This window comes from Nocardioides sp. SR21, from assembly GCF_022761125.1.
Classification (GTDB): domain Bacteria; phylum Actinomycetota; class Actinomycetes; order Propionibacteriales; family Nocardioidaceae; genus Nocardioides.
The window spans coordinates 169,992-195,750 of the sequence record NZ_JAKWJR010000003.1; the positions used below are offsets into that span (position 1 = coordinate 169,992).

Here is a 25,759-nt window from a genome sequence, read left to right on the forward strand (position 1 = left end):
ATGGCTTCCGGGGCGGCCGCCTCCGGGCGGGCGCGGATGAACATCGGGGAGGTCCTCGACGAGTTGCGTCCGGACTTCCCCGGGATCACCATCCCCAAGATCCGGTTCCTCGAGGACAAGGGTCTGATCAAGCCCGAGCGCACCCCGGCCGGCTACCGGAAGTTCTCCCACGACGACGTCGACCGGCTCCGCTACGTGCTGCGCATGCAGCGCGACCACTACCTGCCGCTCAAGGTGATCGGCGAGCACCTCGACGCCATCGACCGCGGCCTCGAGCCGCCGCCGATCGACCCCGTCGTCCCCACGGTCCCGAAGGTGAGCCTGGCCGCCGACGGTCTGCCCAGCCCGGAGTCCTTCCTGCGCCGCGACCAGGTCCGCCTCTCGCGCCGTGAGCTGGTCAAGATCGCCGAGATCTCCGAGGAGCTGCTCGACCAGCTCGAGTCCTTCGGGCTGGTCTCGGCCTCCCGCACCGGCCACTACGACACCGACGCGCTGGTCGTGGCCCAGACCGCCCGCGAGCTCGCGGACTACGGCTTCGAGCCGCGGCACCTGCGCGCGTTCAAGACCGCCGCCGACCGCGAGGTCGGCCTCGTCGAGCAGGTCGTCGCACCGCAGAAGGCGGGCCGCGACACCGCCGCCGCGGCTCGTGCCGCCGAGACGGTCTCCGAGATCGCCGCTCTGTCGGTGCGGCTGCACGCCACCCTGGTCAAGGCAGGTCTCCGCTCCCGCTAGCCACTGTGACCACCGGAGTAGGGTGACCACGTGCGCGAAGTCGATGTCATGGGAGTCCGGGTCGAGATGCCTTCGAACCAGCCGATCGTGCTGCTGCGCGAGGTCTCGGGGGAGCGCTACCTGCCGATCTGGATCGGGGCCGTCGAGGCGACCGCGATCGCGTTCGCGCAGCAGGGCGTGGTGCCGCCACGGCCGCTGACGCACGACCTGTTCAAGGACGTCCTCGACGCGACGGGCACCGAGCTCACCGAGGTCCAGATCACCGACGTCAAGGACGGCGTCTTCTTCGCGACCCTGGTGTTCGGCTCCGGTGAGGAGGTCAGCGCCCGACCCTCGGACTCGATCGCGCTGGCCCTGCGCACCGGTACCCGCATCGTCTGCTCGGAGGAGGTGCTCGACGAGGCCGGCCTCGCCGTCCCCGCCGAGCAGGAGGACGAGGTCGAGAAGTTCCGCGAGTTCCTCGATCAGGTCACCCCCGAGGACTTCGACGCCCACTGAGAGCCCCGATCGCACGCACCTGGCGGCGTTGTCGTCGCTCGACGTCCGCTCCGCTCCCAGGACGCCTTCGTCTCGTCAGTCACACCTGAATCACGCGTAACACTGACCCTCAACCTGAGGTTGAGGGTTGCGACACGCCGCCGCCGTCGTTGACCGGGATCGCAACGGGGGCCTACCTTGAACTGTCTCTGTTGTAACTCCAACGCTGTGGTGCCCTCGGGCCGGACGGCACCTTCCCCGGGAGTTACGCGCAAACGGAGTAGCCGCGGAGGACCTGTGAACGAGAACGAGCAGCTGGACAACGCAGAAGCAGCTGTCGCTGCGCAGACCGCGGAGGAGCAGGGTCTGCTGTTCTCCGACGACGTCTCGCCGCTGCCGAGCGACACCGGCTACCGCGGCCCGACCGCCTGCAACGCGGCCGGCATCACCTACCGCCAGCTCGACTACTGGGCGCGCACCGGCCTGATCGAGCCGACCGTCCGTGGCGCCAAGGGCTCGGGCTCGCAGCGGCTCTACTCCTTCCAGGACATCCTGCTGCTCAAGGTCGTCAAGCGGCTGCTCGACGCGGGCATCTCCCTGCAGCAGATCCGCACGGCCGTCCAGCACCTGCGCGAGCGCGGCACCGACGACCTGACCCGCGTCACGCTGATGAGCGACGGTGTCTCGGTCTACGAGTGCACCAGCAACGACGAGATCATCGACCTGCTCCAGGGCGGCCAGGGCGTCTTCGGCATCGCGATCGGCGGTGTGTGGCAGGAGATCGAGGGCACCCTCGCCGAGCTGCCGAGCGAGCGCACCGCGGAGGCCGACGCCGAGCCGGCCGCCGGCGACGAGCTGGCTGCTCGCCGTGCGGCCCGCAACGCGGGGTAGTGGGCTCCATCCGTTAGTCTGGTCTCGCTGACAATCCCACGCGGGAGAGTCTCCGTCCGGCCAGGGCGGAGCGCCGAAGGGGCAATTCCTCCCCGGAACCTCTCAGGCGCCAGGACCGCGAGGATCAGGCAACTCTGAAGGTGCCCCAGAAATCGTGGGGAGCGCGCTGACAGAGGGGGAGGCACCCGAACTCATTTCGAGGAGCCCCCGTTGACCGACCGTCCCACCCTGACCGAGCTGGACGGCGCGCTGCCGTTCGTCGAGCGCCACATCGGCGTCCGCGAGTCCGACGTCGCCGTGATGCTGGAGCGTCTCGGCTTCGACTCCCTCGACGCGCTGATGTCCGCGGCCGTGCCCGGCGGCATCCGCACCGCCGCCGAGCTGGACCTGCCGACGGCACTGAGCGAGGAGGCCACGGCCCGCGAGCTGCGCCAGATCGCGCACGCGAACCGGCCGGGCGAGGCGATGATCGGCCTCGGCTACCACGCCACCATCACGCCGCCGGTGATCCGCCGCAACGTGCTCGAGGACCCGAGCTGGTACACCGCGTACACGCCGTACCAGCCGGAGATCTCGCAGGGTCGGCTCGAGGCGCTGCTGAACTTCCAGACCGTCGTCGGCGACCTCACCGGTCTCCCGACCGCGAACGCCTCGCTCCTCGACGAGGGCACCGCCGCCGCGGAGGCGATGACGCTGGTACGCCGCGCCAACCGGAAGGCGTCGGGCCCGTTCGTGGTCGACGCCGACGCGCTGCCGCAGACGATCGACGTCGTGCGGACCCGCGCCGAGGCGATGGGCATCGAGGTCGTCGTCGCGGACCTCGCCGAGGGTCTGCCCGACGGCGAGCTGTGCGGTGTCCTGGTGCAGTATCCCGGCGCCTCGGGCCGGGTCCTCGACCCGCGCGGCGTGATCGAGCAGGCCCACGAGCGCGACGCGCTCGCCGTCGTGGCTGCCGACCTCCTCGCGCTCACCCTGCTCGAGTCGCCGGGAGCGCTCGGCGCCGACGTCGCGATCGGCTCCAGCCAGCGCTTCGGCGTCCCGCTGTTCTACGGCGGCCCGCACGCCGGCTACATGTCGGTCGCCGCCGGCCTCGAGCGGCACCTGCCCGGACGCCTCGTGGGCGTCTCGGTCGACGCGGAGGGACGCCCGGCGTACCGCCTCGCCCTGCAGACCCGCGAGCAGCACATCCGCCGTGACAAGGCGACCTCGAACATCTGCACCGCCCAGGTGCTGCTCGCGGTCGTCGCGTCGATGTACGCCGTCTACCACGGTCCCGAGGGGCTGCGCTCGATCGCGATGCGCACCCACCGGTACGCCGCGGTGCTCGCCGGGGCGCTCGCCGACGCGGGCTTCCCGGTCGAGCACCAGGAGTTCTTCGACACCCTCACGGTCCCCGTCTCCGGGGCGGCCGACGTGGTGGCCTCCGCCCGCGCGCTCGGCGTGCAGCTCCGACTGATCGACGCCGACCACGTCGGCATCACGACGTCGGAGTGCACCACCCGCTCGACGATCAGCAGCGTGCTCAAGGCGTTCGGGGTCTCGACGGGCTCGACCACCGGGACGCTCGACCTCGACGCCGTCGACGCGGCCACCGCGGACGCGCTGCCCGAGCCGCTGCTGCGCGAGACCGAGTACCTCACGCACGAGGTGTTCTCGACGCACCACAGCGAGACCGCGATGCTGCGCTACCTGCGCAAGCTCTCGGCCCGCGACTACGCGCTGGACCGCGGCATGATCCCGCTCGGCTCGTGCACGATGAAGCTCAACGCGACCACCGAGATGGAGCCGGTCTCGCTGCCGGGCTTCGCCGACCTGCACCCGTTCGCCCCGGCCGAGGACGCCGCCGGCTACCGGCAGCTGGTCAACGACCTCGAGGGCTGGCTGGCCGAGGTCACCGGCTACGACCGGGTCTCGATCCAGCCGAACGCCGGCTCGCAGGGTGAGCTCGCTGGCCTGCTCGCGATCCGCGGCTACCACCGTGCCAACGGCCAGGCCGCACGCGACGTCTGCCTGATCCCGTCCTCGGCGCACGGCACCAACGCCGCGTCCGCGGTGATGGCCGGCATGCGCGTCGTCGTGGTGAAGTCCACCGACGACGGGGCCGTCGACCTCGACGACCTGCGCGCGCAGTGCGAGGCGCACTCCGAGGACCTCGCCGCGATCATGGTGACCTATCCGTCGACGCACGGCGCCTACGAGGACACCATCTCCGAGCTGTGCGCGATCGTGCACGAGCACGGCGGTCAGGTGTACGTCGACGGCGCGAACCTCAACGCGCTGCTCGGCTACGCCAAGCCCGGAGAGTTCGGCGGCGACGTGTCGCACCTGAACCTGCACAAGACGTTCTGCATCCCGCACGGCGGCGGCGGCCCCGGCGTCGGCCCGGTCGCGGTCCGCGCGCACCTCGCGCCGTACCTGCCCTCGCACGCGATGCACCCCGAGGACGCCAAGCGCGCCGGCATCGGCCCGATCAGCGCGGCGCCGTACGGCTCCGCGGGCATCCTGCCGATCTCGTGGGCGTACATCCGGCTGATGGGCGCCGCGGGCCTGACCCGGGCGACCGCGGTCGCCGTGCTGTCGGCGAACTACATCGCAGCGCGGCTGGGCGAGGCGTACCCGGTCCTCTACCGCGGGCACGGCGGGCTGGTCGCCCACGAGTGCATCCTCGACCTGCGCGGGATCACCAAGGACACCGGCGTCTCCGTCGACGACGTGGCCAAGCGGCTGGTCGACTACGGCTTCCACGCGCCGACGATGTCGTTCCCGGTCGCCGGCACGCTGATGGTCGAGCCGACCGAGTCCGAGGACCTCGCCGAGATCGACCGGTTCGTCGACGCGATGATCGCGATCAAGGGCGAGATCGACCGGGTCGCCGCGGGGGAGTGGACCCCGGAGAGCTCGCCGCTGCGCGGCGCTCCGCACACCTCGCGCGCGCTCGTCGGCGAGTGGGACCGGGCGTACTCCCGCGAGCTCGCGGTGTTCCCGACCGGCATCGACCCCGACAAGTACTGGCCGCCGGTCGCGCGCATCGACCAGGCGTACGGCGACCGCAACCTGGTCTGCGCCTGCCCGCCTCTGGAAGCATTCGCTGAGTGACCGCCTCCGTCTCTGACTCCACCGGCCGCCGGCTCCTGGGCCGGCTCGCCAACGCCCAGTCCACCGGGAAGCTCCCGTCCGTCGTCGGTGGCGTGGTGCGCGACGGTGAACCGGTGTGGTTCGGGACGTACGGCGGTCCTGCGGTCGACGGGCACGACCCCTTCGACGTGCAGTACCGGATCGGGTCGATCACCAAGACCATGACCGCGGTGCTGATCCTGCAGCTGGAGCGCGACGGCCGGCTCACGCTGGACGATCCCGCCTCCACGCTGCTCGGCGACGTCGGGTACGCCGACCGCTCGCTGCGCGACCTGCTCGCGCACAGCTCCGGCATGCAGTCCGAGCCGGCCGGCTCGTGGTGGGAGCGTTCGGCGGGGCTGTCGTTCGACGAGCTGGCGGCGCTCCACGACGGATCGGGCGCGGCGTTCGCCGCCAATGACCGGTTCCACTACTCCAACCTCGGCTACGCGCTGCTCGGCGAGGTCGCCGCGCGGCTGCTCGGCTGCACCTGGTGGGAGGCCGTGCTCCAGCGGGTTCTCACGCCGCTCGGCATGGGCCGGACGTCGTACCTCCCCGAGGGTGCGGCCGCGCAGGGCCAGTCCGTGCACCCGTACGACGGCACGTTGGTCCCCGAGCCCGCGACCGACACCGGCGCGATGGCCCCGGCCGGCCAGGTGTGGGCGACGATCCAGGACCTCGCGACGTACGCCGCGTTCCTGGGCCAGGGGCACCCCGACGTGCTGACGATCGAGGAGCTCGACCGCGCCTACGTGCCGCAGTCGAGCACCCCCGAGGACGGGCTCAGGTCCGTGCACGGGCTGGGCTTCCAGGTCTTCGCGGGCGGCTCGGGCACGCTCGCCGGGCACACCGGCTCGATGCCGGGGTTCCTCGCGACCGTGCTGGTCGACCGGAAGCGGCGCACCGGTGGCGTGGTGCTCGCCAACGCCACCGCCGGCTACTCACCGGCCGCGATCGTGATCGAGCTGCTCGACGAGCTGGAGCGCTGGGAGCCGGCGCTGCCCGAGCCGTGGCGCCCCTCGGCCGGCGTACCCCCGGAGCTCGCCGGCGTCCCCGGCGTGTGGCACTGGGGCAACACGCCGTTCGTGTTCGCGATGGAGGGCACCCGCCTGACAGCCCGCCGCAACGGGATGGCGGCGTACTCCTTCGAGGTGCGCGACGGACGCGTCCTGGGCGTCACCGGCTACCACGCCGGCGAGGAGCTGAAGATCGTGCGCCGGGCTGACGGGACCGTCGGTCACCTCGACATCGCGACGTTCATCTACACACGGACGCCGTACGACCCGGAGGCGCCGATCCCGGGCGGACTGCCCTAGCGCCCTCCGACGGCGGCGATGCTGATCGAGCAGCCGCTGCCGCGAGGGCCCTGGGGCGCGGAGGGACCGGCGAGCTCGATGCCGCGCAGCCGACCTCGGTCGGCGACCCCGCCGTTGCCGATGTAGGCCGTCCAGGCGATGTCGTGGCGCTCCACCCGGACCACGCGGGAGTCGTGGGCCGGCACGCGCACCCGGCCGTCCTGCCGGCATCCGGTCCGGTCGGTGGCCCGGAACCTGATCGCCTGGTCGTTCGTGTTCGTCACCTTCAGGACTCCCGGCCGGCCGGCGACCTTGGTCACCGCGACGGGGGAGACGGGACGTACCGTGACCGTCAGGGTCGCCGGGGTGAGCCGGGTGCGGCTGCAGACGTAGTAGTCGATGGTGTGCGTTCCCCGGGTCCTGTCGTCGCTGCTCACCAGGAGGCGCCCGGCCGGGAAGCCGTACACCGACATGTCCAGCGCGTAGACCGCCGGCACCTGGGACGACACGATGTCGAACCCCGGGAGCCGGCACACGGCGAGGTCGTCCCCGGTCGGGTCGCTGTCGTTGGTGAGCACGTCGATCTCGCGGGACTCGCCGGGCCAGACCGTGATCGCGTCGTCGACGACGACCGGGGCCTGCGGGTCCACCTCGTCGGCGAGTGCCGGCGAGGTCGTCGCGAGCGTGATGCCGAGGGTGAGTGCGACCAACGTGGTGAGAGCGCGTGCCTTCATGTGTTCCGTCCCGAGCTAGAAGTTCGAGCAGAACGGTAGGTCACGCGCCCTCGCCACGCGGCGTTTCCGGTCAGTCGACCGTCGACTCCTTCGTGACCTGGAGGTCGTACACGAACGCGTTGTCGCAGTCGAGCGGCACCGAGGTGCCCTTCCAGGTGAGCGTCAGGTCGTTGGCCAGCCGGCGGTGGGTGCCGTCGATCGTGATGTGCTGGCCGGCGTCGTCGTGCTCCTCGTGGACCGGGGTCTTCTTGCCCACGGCGCGCGCGGTGCCCTCGACGACGGCCTTCTTGCCCTTCAGCTTGAGGACGCCGCGCACGTCGCGCCCGTCCTTGAAGGCCTTCGTGGTCTCGCGGAGGCCGCCGGCGACGTCGCCGTCGGCGATCACGATCTGGATCGTGTTGCCGTAGGTGTTGTTCTCGTAGAGCGAGGCGTAGACCTCCTCGCCCCGCCAGGTGCCGGAGCACTCGAGGAGGATGCCCTTCTCGTTGGTGGTGGTCGGCTCTCCGGCGTACGCCGCGGTGCCCGAGCCGAACAGGCTCGAGGTCGCGACGACGGCCAGGGCGCCCGTGATCAGCTGGGTGCTGCGCATGACGGTTGTTCTCCTGTGTGTCGTGGGTGACTGTCAGGAGGGATACGCCCGGACCTGCGGTCCGGTTGCATGCGAGTTTCGACTGGGCCGAATACCGGCCGACTTGTGGGCCGACTTGTGGGCCGACTACTGGGCCTGGGACACGCTCGACATGTTGAAGTCCGGCACCCGCAGCGCCGGCATCGCGGTGCGTGAGAAGTAGTCGTCGCCCCACTCGCGGCTGAACGCCGGCACGGTGGCCGAGGCGTGCGTGAACCGGTTGAGCAGGTCGATCGGGCTCTCGTTGAAGCGGTAGTTGTTCACCGCGCCGGTGATCTCGCCGTTCTCGACCAGGTAGACGCCGTCGCGGGTGATGCCGGTCAGCAGCAGCGACTGCGGGTCGACCTCGCGGATGTACCACAGGCAGGTCAGCAACAGGCCACGCTCGGTGCCGGCCACCAGGTCCTCGATCGACCCGCTCGCGCCGTCGACCGCCAGCACCAGGTTGTCGATGCCCGGAGTCACCGGCTGCTCGGTCATCGCCGCGGAGTGCCGCGTCTGGATCAGCGACGTCAGCTCGCCGTCGCGGATCCAGTCCGTGCGGCCGAGCGGCAGGCCGTTGTCGAACACCGACTCCTCGTTGCCCGAGCTCGTGGCCGACGCGAACGGCTGGCACTGGAGACCGGCGTACGCCGGGTCCGAGAACAGGGTGACGCCCGTCTTCGCGATCCGGTCGCCGAGCCGGGTGCCACCACCTCGCCGGCTGTAGACCGACTGGCCCTCGTGCGCGGTGCGCGCGCCGGCGTACCAGTAGGCGTCGATCATCAGGTCGGCCATCGCGGTCGGCGGCAGGATCGTGTCGTAGCGCCCGGCGGGCAGGTCGACCTGGCGCTCGGCCCACCCCAGGCGCCGGGTGAGCTCCGCGTCGATCGCCAGCGGGTCGACGTCGCTGAAGTCGCGCGTCGCCGCACCGACCCAGGCGCTGCGCGAGAGGTCGGCGGACTTGGCGGTGCAGCCGACGTGACCGGTCGGCTGCACGTGGCGCAGCCGCACGCCGGTCGTCGAGCCGAGGTACGTCGTGGTCAGCTCGTGGTTGACGAAGCCGTAGAGCACGCGCTGCTCGGCGGCCGCGCGGCGGAACGCCTCGCCGAGTGCCGGTGCGAGAGCGTCGTACACGTGGATGTCCGTCGGCTCGGAGGCGGCGTCCCAGTCAGGGGAGACGGCGTCGCGGACCAGCTCGTTGGCGTCCTCGGCGGGTGACGCCGCGCGGGCGGCGCGGTCGGCCGCCTCGACCAGCGCGGTCACGCCGGCCTGGGTCGTGACGCTGCCGGTCATCGAGCCGGTCGCCGTGCCGACGAAGGAGATCACGGTGACGTCCATGCCGGTCATCACGCCGTTGGTCGTGAGGGTGTTGTTCGCCCAGCGCAGGTTCGCGCTGGTGCGGTCGTGGACGATCACGACGCAGTCGTCGGCCGTGCTGGTCGCGACGGCGTGCTCCACGAACGTCTGGGGCGTGCTCATCAGTGACCCGCCTCCTCGGTGGTGTTCAGGATCCGTACGCCGCGGAACAGTGAGGTCGGACAGCCGTGGCTGACGCTCGCGACCTGTCCTGGTTGGGCCTTGCCGCAGTTGAACGCCCCGCCGAGCTCCCAGGTGTCCGGGCCGCCGACCGCCTCCATCGAGTTCCAGAAGTCGGTCGTCGTGGCCTGGTACGCCGCGTCGCGGACCTGGCCGACCAGCTCGCCGTCGCGGATCGCGTAGAAGCGCTGTCCGGTGAACTGGAAGTTGAAGCGCTGCATGTCGATGCTCCACGACTTGTCGCCGACGACGTAGAGACCGCGTTCCACGCGACCGATCAGCTCGTCGGTGGACGGTCCGTCGGCAGCCGGTTGGAGCGAGACGTTCGCCATCCGCTGGATCGGGATGTGCCCGGGGGAGTCGGCGTACGCGCATCCGTTGGATCGGCCGGCATTCAGCTCGGGCAGCATCCGGCCCATCGCGCGGTCGAGCTGGTAGCCGACGAACACCCCGTCGCGGACGATGTCCCACGACTGGGTCTGCACGCCCTCGTCGTCGTAGCCGATGGACGCGAGGCCGTGCTCGACGGTGCGGTCGCCGGTCACGTTCATGACCGGCGAGCCGTACTGCATGGAGTTGAGCCTGTCCGGCGTCGCGAACGACGTGCCGGCGTAGTTGGCCTCGTAGCCGAGCGCGCGGTCGAGCTCGGTGGCGTGCCCGATCGACTCGTGGATCGTGAGCCAGAGGTTCGACGGGTGGATCACCAGGTCGTAGGTGCCGGCCTCGACGCTGGGCGCCTTCAGCTTCTCGGCGAGCAGCTCGGGGACCTGCTCGATCTCGGCGTCCCAGTCCCAGGCGCCGGCGCCGCCGGTGAGGTACTCCCAGCCGCGGCCGACCGGGGGAGCGATGCTCGCCATCGAGTCGAACGTGTCGGCGCCGGCACCCATCGCCTCGAACCCGGGATGCACGCGGACCCGCTGCTGGGTGGTGCGGGTGCCGGCGAGGTCGGCGTAGTACTTGTGCTCCTCGACCTGGAGCAGGTGCGCGGAGGCGTGGTCGACCGCGGCGCCGGTGCGCAGCCGGTTCGTCCAGTCGACGAGCAGCGCGGCCTTCTCGGGGATCGGGACCTGGAACGGGTTCACGTCGTACGACGAGATCCACTCGACGTCGTCGTACACGGGCTCGTCGGCCAGCTCCACGGGGGCGGTGGTCATCTGCGCGGCGACCCGGGCGACCGCGACGGCGCTCTCGGCGACGCGGACCGCCTCCTCGGGAGTGAGCACGACGCCGGATGCGAAACCCCAGGCGCCGCCGTGGATCACGCGGACCGCGAAGCCGAGGTCCTCCGTGTCGTTGGCGCCCTGCAGCACGCCGTCGCGCACCGCGAGCGTCTGGTAGCGGACCCGCTCGAACCGGAAGTCGGCATGCGTCGCGCCGAGCTCACGGGCTCGGCCGAGCGCGGCGTCGCCGAGGCTGCGGTAGGGGAGGGAGGTGAACGTCGGATCGAGGGCGCGGCCGTTCATGGTTCGAACCTATCGGGTACCGGCTCTCCATGGCTGACGACACCAAGAAGCTCGTGGACCTGCTCGACGACATGCCGATCGGGATGCTGACGACGTTCGGGCCGGAGGGCCCGCGCAGCATCCCGATGGCCCGCCAGGAGGTGGAGCCGGACGCGGACCTGTGGTTCATCACCGTCAAGGACTCCGCGCACTCGCGCGCGATCGCGGCCGACCCGCGGGTCTCCCTGACGTTCACCGCACGCGACTCGTGGGTGGCGGTCTACGGCCGGGCCACGCTCGTGGACGACCGCGCCAAGCTCGCCGAGCTCTGGACGACGTTCGCGGAGGCGTGGCTCCCCGGCGGGCCGGACGACCCGAACGCCGTGCTGCTGCGTGTCGACGTCGAGAGCGGGGAGTACTGGGACACCCCTGGCGGCACGATCGCCTCGCTGCTGAGCTTCGCGAAGACCAAGCTGACCGGCGAGACGTACGACGCCGACCACGGCACCGTCAGCGGCTGATCGCGAGGCTCGAGCCGTGCCGTGACTTGCTGACCGCGAGCTGGGTGGGGATCCGGTCGCGCATCTCCGCGACGTGGCTGACCACGCCGACCACCCGGCCGCCGTCGCGCAGCGAGTCGAGGGTGTCCATCACGTCGTCGAGCGTGTCGGCGTCGAGGCTGCCGAAGCCCTCGTCGACGAACAGCGTGTCGAGGTCGGCGCCCCCGGCCTCCTGGGTGACGACGTCGGCGAGGCCGAGCGCGAGGGCGAGCGAGACCACGAACGTCTCGCCGCCGGACAGGGTGGCCGGGTCGCGGGCCTCGCCCGACCAGTCGTCGCGGACCAGCAGGCTGAGCCCGCCGCGGGTCTCGCCTGCGCCTCGGCGGCCGGTGTGCTCGAGGGAGTAGCGCTGGTCGCTCATCCCGCAGAGCCGGGCGTTCGCGGCCGCGACCACCTGGGTGAGCCGGTAGGCGAGGACGTACGCCGAGAGCCGCATCTGCAGGGGGTTGTCCGCTGACTTGCCCTCGACGAAGCTCGACAGGCTCGTGACCAGCGCGAGCTCCTCGCGCAGCGGTGCCCCGTCGGCCAGCGCCTGCTCGAGCTCGGCGACGAGCGAGGCGAGGCGCTCGGAGAGCGTCCGCCAGCGGGCCTCGTCGGCCCGCGCCGCCCCGAGCGTGTCGAGGGCTGCCGCGTGGGCGTCGCCGAGCGCCACCAGGTCGGGGAGCACGGCGGCCGCGACCTCGTCGGCGCCCGGCTCGGTCAGCACGGCGGTGACCGCGGCGAGCCGGCGGTCGTGCTCGGCGACCCGGCGGGCGAGCTGGTCGTACTGGCGCTGGTCGAGCGCCGCCTCCAGTGCCTCGTCGTCGGAGCCGAAGCCCGCCTCGAGGGTGGCGCTGCTGAGTGCCGCCTCGGCCTCGGTGACGGCGGCCCGCGTGGCCGCCAGCCGGTCGAGTGCGCCGAGCGCGGCGCGGGAGTCCCGCTCGGCCGCCTGGCAGGCGGCGAGCCGCGTCTCGTCGTACTCCGCGAGCTCGAGCGTGAGCGCGGCGGCCTCGGTCGTGAGGGCGTCCAGCGTCGCGGCCACGGCGCCGGCCTCGGTGGCGATCTCGGCCGGCACGACGTCGATCCGCTCCCGCGCGGCCTCGAGCGCGCCGGTCAGGACCCGAACGTCGTCCTTGTGGGCGAACTCCGCGACCGCGGCGTCGTCGGCGGACTTCTGCGCGGCCTTCTCGGCCGTCTCGTCGGGAGCGTCGTGGGACGCGACCGCCTTGTGCGGATGCTCGCAGGAGCCGCAGACGGGGCACGAGCCGCCGACCACGAGACCGGCCGCGATCTCGGCCGCCATGCCGTTGACGCGCTGCTCCCGCAGCCCGATCGCGTGCTCGCGCCGGTCGAGGGTCTGCCGGCGCGCCGCGGCGTACGCCGCCTCCGCCTCGGCCAGCTGGGCGCTCAGCGAGACCACGGCCGCGCGGGTCTCGGCGCGGGCGCGCTCACCGGCGTCGGTGAGCTCGACCGCCCGGCGCTCGAGGCGGGAGACCTCGGACCGGACCGTGCGGAGGCGCTGCGCGCGCGGCTGGAGGGCGCGGATCCGGGCGGCCTCGTCGACGGCGGCGGCCAGGGCCAGGTCGAGCGCCTCGCGGTCGGTGGCGGTGACGGCGGAGCGGGCCGCACTGTGGGTCCGCCGGGCCGTGACGGCGACGCGGTGGAGCGGGACGACCCCGGCAGCCCGTCGGGCGGCGGCGAGGCGCGCGCGGGCGGCGTCGTGCTCGGCCGACTCGCCGACCAGGCGGGTGTGCTCAGCGCGAGCGGAGTCGAGGCGGGCGCGCTGCTCGGTCAGGGCCCGGGCCGCCTCGACGCAGGCGCGTGTCGCCGCCTCGGCCTCCGCGGCACCGGAGGCAACGGTGGCCGTCTCCGCGGCCCGGGTCGTGGCGTGGTCGCGCAGGCCCTGGGCCCAGCCGGCGAGGTCGTGCTCGGGCGGGGCGGTGGCGGTCGCCTCGCTGACCCGGCTGACCAGGTCGGCGACCACGGTGTCGGCGGCCTCGGACCGGCGGCGCAGCGCGAGCCGGTGGTCGCGCAGCCACTTCTCGACGTCCTCGAAGCGGCCGGTGCGGAAGAGCTGCTGGAGCAGCTGGTGCCGCTCCTCGGAGCGGGCCCGGAGGAACGCCTGGAACCGGCCCTGCGGGAGCATCGCGACCTGGGTGAACTGGCCGACGTTCATGCCGAGCAACCGGGTCACGAGGTGTCCGGTCTCGTCGAGGCGCGTGGAGTGGGTGAGCCACTCGCCGTCGGTGCGCTCGGCGATGGAGACGGAGGCCTGCTCCGTCGTCGTGCCGGTGCCGCGCTTCTTCGGTCGCTCCCAGGCGGGGGAGCGGACGATGCGGAAGCGGCGTCCCGACAGCGTGGCCTCCAGCGTCACCCGCGGCCGGGCGTCGGGTGCGGCCTGGTCGGAGCGGAGCCGCCGCGCGGAGCCGCGGTCACCGGGCACGTCGCCGTACAGCGCGAAGCAGACGGCGTCGAGCACGCTGGTCTTGCCGGCGCCGGTGGGGCCGGTGAGCAGGAACAGCCCCGCGTCGGAGAGCTGGTCGAAGTCGACCGTGACGGTCTCGGCGAAGGGGCCGAACGCGGTGACCTCGAGGGAGTGCAGCCTCATCCGGCGGCCCCGGAGACGAGCACGTCGAAGTCGGGGTCCTCGCAGCAGGCGTCGACCGCCGTCTGCAGGAGCGCCGACTCGGCCTTCGTGGCCGGGGTGCCGCGCAGGTCGGCCACGAAGTCGAGCGCGATCGCGTGGTCGGATCGGCCCTGGGTGCGCGCCACCGGGACCCGGAGCCGGTCGCCGCCGGTGGGCTCGAACGCGATCACGAGCGTGTGGGGGAAGCGGTCGCGGAGCCGGTCCATCGCCTGCAGCGGGCGGGTGCTGTCGGTGAGGGTCGCGTGGACCCAGGCGTCCTCGTGCTCGGTGATCGTGAGGTCGTGAAGCAGGTCGTCGAGGCTGCCGCGGATGCGCGCGAGCCGCCTCGGGACGGGGGCCTCGATGAACTCGGCGGCGGTGACGCCGTCGCGGCCGAGGTCGACCAGCCAGGAGCCCTTGCGGTGGTTGGCCTCGGAGAAGGAGTAGGCGAGCGGCGAGCCGGAGTAGCGCACCGTGTCGGTGAGGGTGTGCCGCCCGTGCAGGTGGCCGAGCGCGGTGTAGTCGACGCCGTCGAAGACGCTCGTCGGGACCAGGCTGACGCCGCCCACGCTGATGTCGCGCTCGGAGTCGCTCGGCTGGGCGCCCGCGACGAAGGCGTGGGCCAGGACGACGGACCGGGCGTTGCGCCCGGCCTTGTCGGCGTTGATGCGCCGCATCGCCTCGGTCAGCGCGGCCTCGTGGGAGCGTCCGGCCAGCCCCCACGGCTCGCGGACCGAGTCGGGGTCGAGGTAAGGGATGCCGTAGACGGCGACCTGGCCGTGCTCGTCGTCCAGGAGGACCGGGGCGCCGACCCCGCCGGCGTCGGTGCGGATGAACACCCCGGCGGCGTCGATCAGCCGCGAGCTGAACCCGAGCCGCTGGGCGGAGTCGTGGTTGCCGCTGGTGAGCACCACCTGCGCCCGGCTCGCTGCGAGCCGCGCGAGGGTCTCGTCGGCGAGGCGCACCGCGTCGACGTGGGGGAGGGCGCGGTCGTAGATGTCGCCCGCGACGACCACCAGGTCGACCCGCTCGCTCTCCACGACCGCCACGAGGTGGTCGACGTACGCAGCCTGGTGCCCGAGCATGCCCTCCCGGTGGAAGGACCGCCCGAGGTGCCAGTCAGACGTGTGGAGGATGCGCACACCGCCACGCTAGGAGCGAGCACCGACAGTACGGCGCTCACACGCCGGGATCAGGTGTAACGAACACAACGCTCGGGCGAGGCGAACCCGTAGAGCACCAGCCCGGCGTCGGCCGCCAGCCGCACCGACAGCGACGTGGGAGCACCGACGGCGACGAGCGAGCCGATGCCGGCCGCGACCGCCTTCTGCACCAGCTCGAAGCCGGCGCGGCCCGACACGACGAGGCACGCCTCGGCGGGCGAGGCGCCGGTGAGCACGCGGGAGCCCGTGACCTTGTCGACCGCGTTGTGCCGTCCGACGTCCTCGCGGACGACCAGCAGCGTCCCGTCGGCGGTGGCCAGCCCGGCGGCGTGCACCCCGCCGGTCCGCTCGAACAGCGGCTGCTGCGAGCGCAGCAGCGACGGCAGGCCGCGCACGACGGCGTCCGAGGGCAGCTCGCCCGACCACGCCGAGGAGGCGGGGGCCGACAGCGCCTCGGCGATGCTGTCCTTGCCGCACACCCCGCACGCCGACGAGCCGGAGCCGCCGTGCCGGTGCCCGGGGTCGCGCAGCGGCGGACCGCTCAGCGTCACCGTGACGACGTTGAGCTCCTGCTCCGCGGTGAGGTCCTCGTCGGTGCAGTAGGCCACGCCGTGGACGGCGGCAGGAGGCGCCAGCCCTTCGTGCACCAGCCATCCGGCCGCGAGCTCGAAGTCGTGGCCGGGCGTCCGCATCGTCACCCACACCCGCCGCGCGGGCGCACCGGGCCAGGTCAGCCGGACCTCCAGCGGCTCCTCGGTCGCCAGCCGGTCCTCAGGACGGCGCTCCGACGACGGCGTGATCTCGTGCACCCGCGCCCGGACGGTGGGTCCGGGACGTCGGGCACGGTCGGGACTCACGAGTGCGGGAACGCCTTGCGTACGGCGAGCTTGCGGGCCAGCTCGTCGGCCCGGTCGACCAGGCGTCGGCGTACCGAGAGGTCCAGCGTCTGGTCGGCGGCAGCCGCGCGGGCGCGCTCGAGCAGGTCCTCGGAGAGGACGTTGCCCGGGAAGTAGAACTCCGCGGCGTCGGCCAGCACCCATCCGCTGCGCACCCTGACGGTCTCGGGAAGGTCGGTGAAGTACCTGTCGACGTACGGCGCCGTGATCGCCTCCTGCCCCCCGCGCCACATGCCCGAGGCCGCGGCCTCGAGCTCGTAGTTGGGGACGTCGACCTCGCCGGTGAACCGCGCCCACGCCCAGGCCTTCGCCTCGGCGTCGGGCAGCGACGCGACGGCGAGCGTGTGCTCGACGCGCGAGCGGGCGGTCGGCTCGGCGTCGAGCGCGCGCTGCAGCTCGTCGCGGTCGGCAGCGCCGATCGCGGCCAGCCGGACGAGCACCTTCCAGCGCAGGTCGAGGTCCATGTCGATGCCGACCGGGGGCACGGCGAGCCAGCCGCGCAGGATCGCCTCGTCGTCGGCCGAGCGGATCGCCGCTCGCAGCGCGGCGAGCTGGCGCTCGGAGCCCGGCGTGGCCGCGACCATCGCCTCGAGCGCTGCCTCGTGGACCCGCGCGGCAGCGCCCGTCGGGGCGAGCGGCACCACCCAGGAGAAGACCCAGGTCCAGGTCCGGCGCAGCGTGTCCTCCGGGTCCTCGACGGGCGGGCTGGCGACCACCAGGTCGAGCACGTCCGCCGGGTCGATGGCCGCGTTGTGCAGGGCGCTGCGGACGTTGTTCCAGACCCCGGCGCGCAGGTGGCCGTCCTTGACGTCGGCCAGCAGCGGCACCAGGGAGCGGACGGTGGCCGGGTCGGCCTGGGCGACCGCCCAGGTCTCGTCGTACGCGTCGATGACCACCGGCGCGCCCTCGGGCACCACGAACGGGGTCTCCGGCCCGGTGACCTCGACCGTCCGGTCCTCCCAGGCCCCGTCGACCGCGACCGCGGCGCGGAACGTGTGGGTGCGCTCGGCCGGGTGCTCCGCCGGAGGAGTACGCCGGATGACGCCCGCGGCACGGTCCAGCACCAGCGCGTCGGGACCGGCGGTGCGCAGCCAGTTCGACGTGAACGACGACAGGTCGCCGGCGCCGGCCCGCTCCCAGCTCTCGAACAGGTCGTGCATGGTCGCGTTGCCGAAGCGGTGCCGCGTGAAGTGGTCGATGGCGCCCGCGAAGAACACGTCGTCGCCGAGCGTCGCGTTGAGCTGCTTGAGGACCGCGGAGCCCTTGGAGTACGAGATGCCGTCGAAGTCCTGCAGCGCGGCCGACGCGTCGAACGCGCCGTTGCCCGCGACCGGGTGCGTGCTCGGGCGCTGGTCGGCGACCAGGCCCCACTGGCGCCGGGCGTAGGCCATGTCGGACCAGACGTCGGCGTACTGCGTGACGTCGGCGGTGACGCGGTTGCCCATGTACTCCGCGAACGACTCGTTGAGCCACAGGTCGTCCCACCACTTCGGCGTGACGATGTTGCCGAACCACTGGTGGGCCATCTCGTGCGCCAGCGTGGTCGCCCGGGCGATCCGCATGCCGCGGGTGACGCGCGAGGAGAAGATCAGCGGGTCGCGGAAGGTCACGCAGCCCGGGTTCTCCATCGCCCCGGCGTTGAACTCCGGCACGAACGCCTGGTGGTAGTCGCCGAACGGGTAGCGGATCCCGAACAGCCGGTGGAACTCGTCGAAGCACTGCTTGGTCATCGTGAACAGCTCGTCGGCGTCCGCGTCGAGGTCCTTCGCGACGCTGGCCCGCGCGGACAGCCCGAGCGGGATGCCGTCGTGCTCGTCGCGGATCAGGTGGTACGGCCCGGCGACCAGCGTCACGAAGTACGTCGACAGCGGCTGGGTGCGCTCGAACTCCCACACCCCCTTCTCGGGGTTGGACCCGGGCGCGTTCCCGATCACCACCCAGTCCTCGGGAGCGCGGACGTGGAACGTGTACGGCGCCTTCAGGTCCGGCTGGTCGAAGCACGCGAAGATCGTGGGCGCGGCGTCCATGAACGACATGCCGTAGACGTAGCTCTTGCCGTCGGCCGGGTCGACGCTGCGGTGCAGCCCCTCGCCGTCATTGCGGAACGGCATCACGGCGTCGACGACCAGCTCGTTCGCGCCCGCGACGGTGTCCAGCGGCAGCCGGCCGCGCTCCAGCAGGTCCGGGTCCAGCACGACGCCGTTGAACCGGATCTCGTTGACCCGCGTCGGCTTCAGGTCGACGAACGTCGCCCCGCCGCGGCTGGTGAACCGGATCGTGGTCACGGAGCCGAAGGTCCTCTCGTCGCTCGCCAGGTCGAGGCGGATGTCGTACTCCTCGACGGTGAGGAGGTCGAACCTGGCGACGGCTTCGGTGTGCTGGAGGCTCTGGTAGGGGCTGGTCACGCCGCCACCATATGTCCGGGCCTATCGTGGGCACGTGGAGGAGGGCAAGCAGGCGCTCCTCGCCCTGATCCGCGAGTCGGTGATCGGCGAGGACCACGTCATGGAGACGCCGTACGGCCCGCGACGGGTGACGTACGCCGACTACACCGCGTCGGGCCGCGCGCTGGGCTTCATCGAGGACTTCATCCGCGACGAGGTGCTGCCGAGCTACGCCAACACCCACACCGAGTCCAGCGGCACCGGCCTGCAGACGACCCGGCTGCGCGAGGACGCCCGGGCGATCATCCACGAGTCGCTCGGCGGCGACGAGGACACGGTCGTGCTGTTCGCCGGCTCCGGGTGCACCGGGGCGATCGCGAAGCTGATCGGGGTGCTCGGGCTCCGCGTCCCGTCGGTGCTCGACGACGCCCACGCGCTCACCGAGCGGATCCCGCCCGCGCAGCGACCGGTCGTGTTCATCGGACCGTACGAGCACCACTCCAACGAGCTGCCGTGGCGCGAGTCGATCGCCGACGTGGTCACGATCCGCCAGGACATCGACGGCGGCGTCGACCTGAGTGACCTCGCCGAGCAGCTCGAGAAGTACGCCGACCGCCCGCTGCGGATCGGGTCGTTCTCCGCCGCCTCGAACGTCACCGGCATCGTGTCCGACACCGCCCGCATCGCCGAGCTCCTGCACGAGCACGGAGCCCTCAGCTTCTGGGACTTCGCCGCGGCGGCGCCGTACGTCGACATCACGATGGGTGCGGCGGAGGGCCGGCCGCTGTCGTACAAGGACGCGGTGTTCCTGTCGACGCACAAGTTCATCGGTGGGCCGTCGACCCCGGGCGTGCTGGCCGCGCGCCGCGAGCTGTTCGCGAACCGCGTGCCGGACGTGCCCGGCGGCGGCACGGTGTCGTACGTCAACGACGACGACCACGCCTACCTCGCCGACCCCACCCACCGCGAGGAGGGCGGCACGCCCGCGATCATCGAGTCGATCCGCGCGGGCCTGGTGTTCCAGCTCAAGCAGGCGGTCGGCACCGACACGATCCGCGAGCAGGAGGAGCGGCACCTGGAGCGCGCCGTCAGCGCCTGGCGCGACGAGCCGGGGATCGAGCTGCTCGGCAACCTCGACGCCGAGCGCCTCTCGATCGTGTCCTTCATCGTCCGCTCGCCCTCGGGCCGCTACCTCCACCACAACTACGTGGTCGCCCTGCTCAACGACCTCTTCGGCATCCAGTCGCGCGGCGGCTGTTCCTGCGCGGGACCGTACGGCCACCGGCTGCTCGGCATCGACATCGACCGCTCCCACGAGTTCGAGCGCGAGATCACCGGCGGCTGCGAGGGCATCAAGCCGGGCTGGGTGCGGATCAACTTCAACTACTTCGTCTCCGACGCGGTGGTCGACTACCTCATCGAGGCGGTCCGCCTCGTCGCCCGCGACGGCTGGAAGCTGCTCGGCGACTACTGCTTCGAGCCGACCTCCGGCCTCTGGCGCCACCGCGACGGCGTCGTCACCCCGCCGCTGAGCCTGCGGGACGTCTCGTACGCCGGCGGCCGCGCCTCGATGCCCACGAACCGGGCCACCGGGGGAGAGGACCTGCTCACCGAGCACCTGCGCGAGGGGGCGGAGATCCTCGCCGCGGCCCCGTCGCCGGACCTGGCCTCGCACCCGGGTCACCTGAGCGCCGACTTCGAGCACCTGCGGTGGTTCGACCTTCCGGCGTCGAGCCTGCGAGAAGCCGAGTAGAAGGTCAGGCGAGCAGTCGCGCGACCGAGGAACGAGGTCGCGGCCGACGTATCGAGGCCGTCCGGCAGCAGGCGAGCGATCCACCGCACGTTGCCGGGCAGCTCGTCGTCACAGGTTCACCATGTGATGCAGGTGAACCGACACTTCTCATGGCGTGCAGACCATGTGAAGTGCAGGTTCGGCCACATCACATGGTGAACCTGCGGCGGGAGGTACGACGCCCCCACCGTAACCGCCGACGAACGCCGCTCGTTGCCTGCGCATGGGACTCGCGATCAGGACGCTGGCGGCTGTGACGCTGCTGCTCGGCCTCGCCACGCCCGCGAGCGCGGGTGACCAGCGCGCGGTGCTGGACCCCGGCCCCGACCTGCGCCGCGTCGTGTTCGTCGGCAACAACTGGGAGGGCACCGCCGACCTCCTCGCTCCCGGGAGCTTCGAGCGCCTCGGCCGCATCGACGTGGTGCCCGACAGGGAGGAGCGGATCCGGGAGATCGCGACCGACCCGTACCGACTCGCGTACTTCCTGGCGATCCGCGCGCTGATCGGTGAGGGCCACGACCAGTACGTCGACGACATGTACTCCTCGCCCGACGGCCGGCTGCTGGTCGTCTCCCGCCCGTCCTTCGCTGACGTCGTCGCGATCAGCCTCGACACCGAGGAGATCGTCTGGCGCTTCGAGGTCGACGGCGTCCGCTCCGACCACATGGCGATCTCGCCCGACGGCAGGCACGTGGTCGTCAGCGCCTCGACCGCCAACGTCGTCCACGTGCTCCGCGTCCGGGACGGCAAGGAGATCGGCCGCTTCCCGTCGGGCGGCTCGCCCCACGAGAACGTCTACATCGACGGCGGCAGGCGGATCATCCACGCCAGCATCGGCATGGTCTACAGCCCGCTCGACGACCCGGTGCTCGACCCGACCAAGCAGGAGCGGCGGCTCCAGATCGTCGACGCGAGGACGTTCGAGGTGCTGCGCACCTACGACCTGCGGGCCGCGCTCGACGAGGCGGGCCTGGAGGACACCAGCACCGCCGTACGCCCGATGACGCTCTCGCCGGACGACCGGAGCGTGTACTTCCAGCTGTCCTTCCTGCACGGGTTCGTCGAGATGGACCGCGCCACCGGCAGGATCACCCGGGTCAAGAACCTGCCGAACCTGGTGCCGGAGATGCCCAGGGAGCAGTACCTCCTGGACTCCGCCCACCACGGCATCGCGATGAACCCGAGCGGCACCAAGATCTGTGTCGCCGGGACGATGTCCGACTATGCGACGGTCGTTGACGCCGACACGCTCCGTCGCGGACCGCTGCTGAAGAAGGCGGACGGCAAGCCGTACTGGTTGACCCAGAGCTGGGACGGCCGGTACTGCTACATCTCGTGGAGCGGCACCGACGAGGTCGCGAAGATCTCGTACCGCACCCAGAGGGTCGTCAAGACGGTCCCGGTCGGCGACCACCCGCAGCGGGTGCGCAACGGCGTCGTACGACGTGGGTTCCTCTAGTCAGCCGCGAGCGACGTAGTCGGACTTCGCGATCTCGTCGTTCGCCTCGGGCTTCACCTGGGCGTCCCGGTCCGCCTCGACCACCGCGATGAGGCGGAGCGCACCGTAGTTGCCCTTCGACAGGCATCGCGACGGCAGGTCGAAGATGATCGTCGGGAGAGAGCCGGCGAAGCCCTGACGCAGCTTCAGCCCGGGGCACCGGAGCCGGGTGTTCTTGCCGGCGCCGTCGTCGGTGACCGCCTGGTCGAGCAGGAAGGTCCGGGACTTGCCGGCCGGCCGGAACCGGCTGACGATCCGCACCCCATCGCCCTGGCGCGGCTTGACGTTCACGAACAGGTCGCCGTCGCGGGTGGCGTCCTCGACGGTGAGCTCGATGCGGAGGTGCAGGTCGTTGTTGCTCGCGGTGAACCCGAGCAGGTCGAGCGGCGCCTCGGGACTGTCCCCCTGCGGGTCGGGAACGGTCACCTGCGCCGCGCCCGCGGGCGCGGCTGACAGTGCGAGGGCGGTGACGACGGAGATTGCAACGGTGCCGAGAGCGCGCTTCATGCAGGGAAGGTGCCTCGTGGCGCCGCCGCGAAACCTCGCGTCCTGGATCAAGCCCGTGGGCGCTCCGCGCACACGAGGGCACGCCCTCCGGCTCAGGACACTAGAGCCGGACCAGCATCTTCCCGGTGTTGTCGCCGCGGTGCAGGCCGAGGAACGCGTCGACGGCGTTGTCGATCCCGTCGACGACGGTCTCGCGCCAGGTGAGGGAGCCGTCCGCGACCCAGCCGCCGGCGCGCTGGTAGAACTCCGAGGCGGCATCGCCGTGGTCGGTGACGATGAAGCCGCGCAGCGTCAGGCGCTTGCTGACGAACATCATCATGTTGCGAGGGCCGGGGGAGGGCGCCTCGGCGTTGTACTCGGCGATCGCGCCGCACGCGGCGATCCGCCCGAAGTCGGCCATCGCGAAGATCGCGGCCTCGAGGTGGTCGCCGCCCACGTTGTCGAAGTAGACGTCGACCGGCGCGTGCTCCCGCAGCTGCTTGCCGATCGGCGCGGCCTTGTAGTCCAGGGCGACGTCGAAGCCGAGCTCATCGGTCAGCCACGCGCACTTCTCGGGGCCACCGGCGGAGCCGATCACCTTCGCGGCACCGAGCTGCTTGGCCATCTGGCCGGCGGCCGACCCGACCGCGCCGGCCGCGCCCGAGATGAAGACGGTCTCGCCCTCCTTCATCTCGGCGATCCGGGTGAGGCCGACGTACGCCGTCATCCCGGGCATGCCGAGGGCGCCGAGGTACGCCGACGCGGGGACCTGCGAGACGTCGACGCGGCGGACCGCGGCGGCCGGGAGCAGCGCGTGGGTGCGCCATCCGGCCTGGTGCAGCACGGTGTCGCCGACCGCGAGGTCGGGGGTGCCGGAGGCGACGACCTCGCCGACCGCGCCGCCGTCCATGACGGCGTCGAGCCGGAACGGCGGCACGTACGACTTCACGTCGTTCATCCGGCCGCGCATGTACGGGTCGACCGACATGTACGTGTTGCGCACCAGCACCTGGTCGGGGCCGGGGTCGGGCAGCGTGGTCTCGACGGTCCGGAAGTCGTCCGGCGTCGGCCAGCCCTGCGGTCGGGAGGCCAGGTGGATCTCGCGTGCGGTCGTCATACCGCGATCCTGCCAAAGCCTCCCGAACCGCCGGCGTCAGCCCTGGAGGGCCAGGGCGAACTCCACCTTGCCGGTGGGGTCGACCGCGGCATCGAGGATCTTGTCCTCCAGGAGCACGGCCGCGGACTCCTCGACGTAGACGGTCGCTCCCGCCTGCTCGACGACCTGGTCGCCGGGTGCGCCCTCCTGGGCTGCGGAGATCGCGAACGCGGGCTCCGGTCCGGGCTCGGAGGTGATCCGGAGACCGGCGGTCTCGGCGACCCCGGGCTGCGAGGTGATCTCGTTGACGATGGCACTGGCGTTCTCGGTGAGGGTGAGCATGCTCGCCTTCCACGTTGCGGTCAGTTGTCCTTCCACCGTGACAAATCGGGCGGAAGGAGACAACCGGGCGCCGATCCCGGGCGTGTCGGCGGTCTGGCACGCTGTGCGCATGACGACCTCGGAGACGAGCCCGGACACGCTGCGCCAGATCGACCTCACCAAGATGGGGGAGGGCCGCTACCGGGCCACGAACCAGCGCGGCGGCGTGCTCCCGATCGGCTCCGGCGCCGACCCGGACTTCACCCCGGTCGAGCTGCTGCTCGCGGCGCTGGCCGGCTGTGGCGCGATCGACGTCGACCTCATCACGGGCAAGCGCGCCGAGGCCACGTCGTTCGCCGTGCACGCCCAGGGCGACAAGATCCGCGACGAGCACGGCAACCGCCTGGTCAACCTCCAGATCACGTTCGACGTGCGCTTCCCCGAGGGCGCGGCGGGCGACCAGGCACGCGAGGTGATGCCGCGCGCGCTCGCCCAGACCCGCGACCGCCTGTGCACGGTCGGCCGCACCGTCGAGGTCGGGAGCCCGGTCGAGTACGTCGAGGCGCCGCGGTGACGAGAGCCCGCTGGGCGCTGGGTCGCCAGGACGGGCGCCGTTTCGTCGTCACCGGCGCCAGCAGCGGGCTGGGCCTCGAGACCGCACGCGCGCTGGCCGCCGCGGGCGGCGAGGTGGTGCTCGCCGTACGCAACACCGACAAGGGTGGGACCGCGGCGCGGTCGATGACCGGCATGGTCGAGGTACGCCGCCTCGACGTCGCGGACCTGTCGTCGGTGCGGGAGTTCGCCGGCTCGGTCGGCCCCGTCGACGTGCTGGTCAACAACGCCGGGGTGATGGCGGTGCCGTACGGCCGGACCGTCGACGGCTTCGAGACCCAGCTCGGCACCAACCACCTCGGCCACTTCGCGCTCACCAACCTGCTGCTGCCGTCGATCTCCGACCGTGTCGTGGTGATCTCCTCCGACGCGCACGCCCGCGGCGAGGTCGACCTCGACGACCTCGACTGGCAGCGCCGGCGGTACAAGCCGTTCCGCGCCTACCGCGCCTCGAAGCTGGCGAACCTCCTGTTCCTGCTCGAGCTCGACCGGCGCCTGCGCGAGACCGGCTCGTCCGTCCGTGCCGTCGGCGCGCACCCCGGCTCGACGGCCACGTCGATCACCGGCAACACCGGCAACCGGTTCAAGACCTGGGTCGGCTCGTGGGGCCACAAGCTCGCCGGGATGCCGGTCGAGCGCGGCGCGCTGACCACGCTGTACGCCGCGACCGTGGACGTGCCCGGCAACACCTACATCGGCCCCGACGGCTTCCTGGAGATGCGCGGCTGGCCGACGGAGGTCGGCCGGAGCGCCACAGCCCGCGACACCGTCCTGGCGCGCGGGCTGTGGGAGCGTTCGGAGGAGCTGACCGGGGTCCGGTTCCCGCTCTAGTTCTCGACGGTGGCCGACTCGATGTCGACCGGGGTGGCCGGCGGGCCGTCGGGAGCGCCGGTCGTGGTGCCGGCGTCGCCGATCTCCTGGACGACCGCCAGGCCGTCCTCGTCGACGGTGCCGAACACGGTGTACGACGCGGGCAGCGGCGTGTCGCCGTACACGATGAAGAACTGCGAGCCGTTGGTGTTCGGGCCGGCGTTCGCCATCGCCAGCGTGCCGGCCGGGTAGGTCTCGTCACCGGTGAGCTCGTCCTCGAACGAGTACCCCGGGCCGCCGGTGCCGGTGCCCGTCGGGTCGCCGCACTGCAGCACCGCGATCCCGGACTCCGGGGTCGTGAGGCGGTGACAGGTGGTCCCGTCGAAGTAGCCCTGCTCGGCGAGCGAGACGAACGAGTGGACCGTGCACGGCGTCGCGTCGGCGTCGAGCTCCAGGCCGATGTCGCCGGCCGAGGTGGCCAGCGTGACCTCGACGGTCCCGGTCTCGGTCGCCAGCTGCGACGGCTGCTCCACCTCCTTGGAGGCGCCCTGGGTGTCGGCCGGGTACAGGCACTCGACGCCGGTCGTGGGAGCGGGGTCGCTCGCGGAGGCGTCCGAGGACTCGTCGCTGCCGGAGCAGCCGGCGAGGGCGAGGACGGTGGTCAGGGCGAGCGCAGCGGTGCGAACGAGCATGCGGAGATCGTAG

22 protein-coding genes and 1 riboswitch are annotated in these 25,759 nt (G+C 72.1%); of the genes, 10 read left to right on the forward strand and 12 right to left on the reverse strand.

Annotated features, from left to right (window positions below):
* The 5 genes from MJ604_RS06840 (at position 1) to MJ604_RS06860 (ending at position 6,530) form a co-directional block, all read left to right on the forward strand.
* Positions 1 to 732, forward strand: a complete 732-nt coding sequence (locus MJ604_RS06840) for a MerR family transcriptional regulator (RefSeq protein ID WP_243057572.1) — start codon at positions 1 to 3, stop codon at positions 730 to 732.
* Positions 733 to 762: 30 nt separating this feature from the next.
* A complete protein-coding gene (locus MJ604_RS06845; RefSeq protein WP_243057573.1) occupies positions 763 to 1,230 on the forward strand; it encodes a bifunctional nuclease family protein in 468 nt (155 codons plus the stop codon).
* Positions 1,231 to 1,524: 294 nt separating this feature from the next.
* Entirely contained in the window at positions 1,525 to 2,100 is a 576-nt protein-coding gene (locus MJ604_RS06850; protein WP_279235576.1) for a MerR family transcriptional regulator, read from the forward strand.
* Between the two features lie 31 nt (positions 2,101 to 2,131).
* A riboswitch (glycine riboswitch) is annotated at positions 2,132 to 2,228 on the forward strand.
* Positions 2,229 to 2,310: 82 nt separating this feature from the next.
* Positions 2,311 to 5,196 (forward strand): aminomethyl-transferring glycine dehydrogenase, encoded by a 2,886-nt coding sequence (gcvP, locus tag MJ604_RS06855; RefSeq protein WP_243057574.1) that lies wholly within the window; start codon positions 2,311 to 2,313, stop codon positions 5,194 to 5,196.
* Positions 5,193 to 6,530: a serine hydrolase gene (locus MJ604_RS06860; protein WP_243057575.1), complete on the forward strand. Its 1,338-nt coding sequence runs from the start codon at positions 5,193 to 5,195 to the stop codon at positions 6,528 to 6,530. Before gcvP ends, MJ604_RS06860 begins: the two co-directional genes overlap by 4 nt.
* Here MJ604_RS06860 and MJ604_RS06865 read toward each other — a convergent pair.
* The 4 genes from MJ604_RS06865 to MJ604_RS06880 form a co-directional block, all read right to left on the reverse strand.
* Positions 6,527 to 7,243 (reverse strand): Ig-like domain-containing protein, encoded by a 717-nt coding sequence (locus tag MJ604_RS06865; protein ID WP_243057576.1) that lies wholly within the window; start codon positions 7,241 to 7,243, stop codon positions 6,527 to 6,529. The genes MJ604_RS06860 and MJ604_RS06865 overlap by 4 nt on opposite strands.
* Before the next feature lie 70 nt (positions 7,244 to 7,313).
* Complete coding sequence (locus MJ604_RS06870) at positions 7,314 to 7,832, reverse strand: hypothetical protein (RefSeq protein ID WP_243057577.1); 519 nt, start codon at positions 7,830 to 7,832, stop codon at positions 7,314 to 7,316.
* 126 nt (positions 7,833 to 7,958) lie between these two features.
* On the reverse strand, positions 7,959 to 9,332 hold the full coding sequence (locus MJ604_RS06875) for a metallopeptidase TldD-related protein (protein ID WP_243057579.1): 1,374 nt from the start codon (positions 9,330 to 9,332) through the stop codon (positions 7,959 to 7,961).
* Positions 9,332 to 10,852, reverse strand: a complete 1,521-nt coding sequence (locus MJ604_RS06880) for a TldD/PmbA family protein (protein ID WP_243057580.1) — start codon at positions 10,850 to 10,852, stop codon at positions 9,332 to 9,334. Before MJ604_RS06880 ends, MJ604_RS06875 begins: the two co-directional genes overlap by 1 nt.
* Before the next feature lie 29 nt (positions 10,853 to 10,881).
* Between MJ604_RS06880 and MJ604_RS06885 the strand changes: the two genes are divergently transcribed.
* Positions 10,882 to 11,352 (forward strand): pyridoxamine 5'-phosphate oxidase family protein, encoded by a 471-nt coding sequence (locus MJ604_RS06885; RefSeq protein ID WP_243057581.1) that lies wholly within the window; start codon positions 10,882 to 10,884, stop codon positions 11,350 to 11,352.
* On the opposite strand, the gene MJ604_RS06890 is transcribed toward MJ604_RS06885, so the two are convergent.
* The 4 genes from MJ604_RS06890 to pepN are packed head-to-tail and all read right to left on the reverse strand — an operon-like array spanning position 11,342 to position 18,460.
* Entirely contained in the window at positions 11,342 to 13,978 is a 2,637-nt protein-coding gene (locus MJ604_RS06890; RefSeq protein WP_243057582.1) for an AAA family ATPase, read from the reverse strand. The genes MJ604_RS06885 and MJ604_RS06890 overlap by 11 nt on opposite strands.
* A complete protein-coding gene (locus MJ604_RS24175; protein ID WP_243057583.1) occupies positions 13,975 to 15,138 on the reverse strand; it encodes an exonuclease SbcCD subunit D in 1,164 nt (387 codons plus the stop codon). The genes MJ604_RS06890 and MJ604_RS24175 overlap by 4 nt, the downstream gene beginning before the upstream one ends.
* A 50-nt stretch (positions 15,139 to 15,188) precedes the next feature.
* Positions 15,189 to 16,016 (reverse strand): formate dehydrogenase accessory sulfurtransferase FdhD, encoded by an 828-nt coding sequence (locus MJ604_RS06900; protein ID WP_243057584.1) that lies wholly within the window; start codon positions 16,014 to 16,016, stop codon positions 15,189 to 15,191.
* Complete coding sequence (gene pepN / locus MJ604_RS06905; protein WP_243057585.1) at positions 16,013 to 18,460, reverse strand: aminopeptidase N; 2,448 nt, start codon at positions 18,458 to 18,460, stop codon at positions 16,013 to 16,015. Before pepN ends, MJ604_RS06900 begins: the two co-directional genes overlap by 4 nt.
* 34 nt (positions 18,461 to 18,494) lie before the next feature.
* Here pepN and MJ604_RS06910 point away from each other — a divergent pair, with 34 nt between their 5' ends.
* Together MJ604_RS06910 and MJ604_RS06915 are read left to right on the forward strand one after the other, a co-directional pair.
* Positions 18,495 to 20,192, forward strand: coding sequence for an aminotransferase class V-fold PLP-dependent enzyme (locus MJ604_RS06910; RefSeq protein ID WP_243057586.1), 1,698 nt, complete (start codon positions 18,495 to 18,497; stop codon positions 20,190 to 20,192).
* Positions 20,193 to 20,454: 262 nt separating this feature from the next.
* Positions 20,455 to 21,690, forward strand: a complete 1,236-nt coding sequence (locus MJ604_RS06915) for a YncE family protein (protein WP_243057587.1) — start codon at positions 20,455 to 20,457, stop codon at positions 21,688 to 21,690.
* Here the strand turns inward: MJ604_RS06915 and MJ604_RS06920 are convergent, their stop codons facing one another.
* From MJ604_RS06920 to MJ604_RS06930, 3 genes are all read right to left on the reverse strand, one after another.
* Entirely contained in the window at positions 21,691 to 22,236 is a 546-nt protein-coding gene (locus MJ604_RS06920) for a hypothetical protein (protein WP_243057588.1), read from the reverse strand.
* Between the two features lie 100 nt (positions 22,237 to 22,336).
* Positions 22,337 to 23,332: an NADP-dependent oxidoreductase gene (locus tag MJ604_RS06925; RefSeq protein WP_243057589.1), complete on the reverse strand. Its 996-nt coding sequence runs from the start codon at positions 23,330 to 23,332 to the stop codon at positions 22,337 to 22,339.
* A 36-nt stretch (positions 23,333 to 23,368) separates the two neighbouring features.
* On the reverse strand, positions 23,369 to 23,653 hold the full coding sequence (locus MJ604_RS06930; RefSeq protein ID WP_243057590.1) for a Fe-S cluster assembly protein HesB: 285 nt from the start codon (positions 23,651 to 23,653) through the stop codon (positions 23,369 to 23,371).
* Positions 23,654 to 23,762: 109 nt separating this feature from the next.
* Between MJ604_RS06930 and MJ604_RS06935 the strand changes: the two genes are divergently transcribed.
* The gene (locus tag MJ604_RS06935; RefSeq protein WP_243057591.1) at positions 23,763 to 24,206 is read left to right on the forward strand and encodes an OsmC family protein; all 444 of its coding nucleotides are present in this window, start codon (positions 23,763 to 23,765) and stop codon (positions 24,204 to 24,206) included.
* Positions 24,203 to 25,075, forward strand: a complete 873-nt coding sequence (locus MJ604_RS06940) for an oxidoreductase (RefSeq protein WP_243057592.1) — start codon at positions 24,203 to 24,205, stop codon at positions 25,073 to 25,075. The genes MJ604_RS06935 and MJ604_RS06940 overlap by 4 nt, the downstream gene beginning before the upstream one ends.
* On the opposite strand, the gene MJ604_RS06945 is transcribed toward MJ604_RS06940, so the two are convergent.
* Positions 25,072 to 25,746: a peptidylprolyl isomerase gene (locus tag MJ604_RS06945; RefSeq protein WP_243057593.1), complete on the reverse strand. Its 675-nt coding sequence runs from the start codon at positions 25,744 to 25,746 to the stop codon at positions 25,072 to 25,074. The genes MJ604_RS06940 and MJ604_RS06945 overlap by 4 nt on opposite strands.
* Positions 25,747 to 25,759 lie beyond the last annotated feature (13 nt).

Coding starts and splice junctions, on each gene's coding strand:
- MJ604_RS06840 (WP_243057572.1), top strand. CDS start 1: ATGGCTTCCGGGGCGGCCGCCTCCGGGCGGGCGCGGATGAACATCGGG.
- MJ604_RS06865 (WP_243057576.1), bottom strand. CDS start 7,243: ATGAAGGCACGCGCTCTCACCACGTTGGTCGCACTCACCCTCGGCATC.
- MJ604_RS06870 (WP_243057577.1), bottom strand. CDS start 7,832: ATGCGCAGCACCCAGCTGATCACGGGCGCCCTGGCCGTCGTCGCGACC.
- MJ604_RS06875 (WP_243057579.1), bottom strand. CDS start 9,332: ATGAGCACGCCCCAGACGTTCGTGGAGCACGCCGTCGCGACCAGCACG.
- MJ604_RS06880 (WP_243057580.1), bottom strand. CDS start 10,852: ATGAACGGCCGCGCCCTCGATCCGACGTTCACCTCCCTCCCCTACCGC.
- MJ604_RS06885 (WP_243057581.1), top strand. CDS start 10,882: ATGGCTGACGACACCAAGAAGCTCGTGGACCTGCTCGACGACATGCCG.
- MJ604_RS06890 (WP_243057582.1), bottom strand. CDS start 13,978: ATGAGGCTGCACTCCCTCGAGGTCACCGCGTTCGGCCCCTTCGCCGAG.
- MJ604_RS06915 (WP_243057587.1), top strand. CDS start 20,455: ATGGGACTCGCGATCAGGACGCTGGCGGCTGTGACGCTGCTGCTCGGC.
- MJ604_RS06920 (WP_243057588.1), bottom strand. CDS start 22,236: ATGAAGCGCGCTCTCGGCACCGTTGCAATCTCCGTCGTCACCGCCCTC.
- MJ604_RS06925 (WP_243057589.1), bottom strand. CDS start 23,332: ATGACGACCGCACGCGAGATCCACCTGGCCTCCCGACCGCAGGGCTGG.
- MJ604_RS06930 (WP_243057590.1), bottom strand. CDS start 23,653: ATGCTCACCCTCACCGAGAACGCCAGTGCCATCGTCAACGAGATCACC.
- MJ604_RS06935 (WP_243057591.1), top strand. CDS start 23,763: ATGACGACCTCGGAGACGAGCCCGGACACGCTGCGCCAGATCGACCTC.
- MJ604_RS06945 (WP_243057593.1), bottom strand. CDS start 25,746: ATGCTCGTTCGCACCGCTGCGCTCGCCCTGACCACCGTCCTCGCCCTC.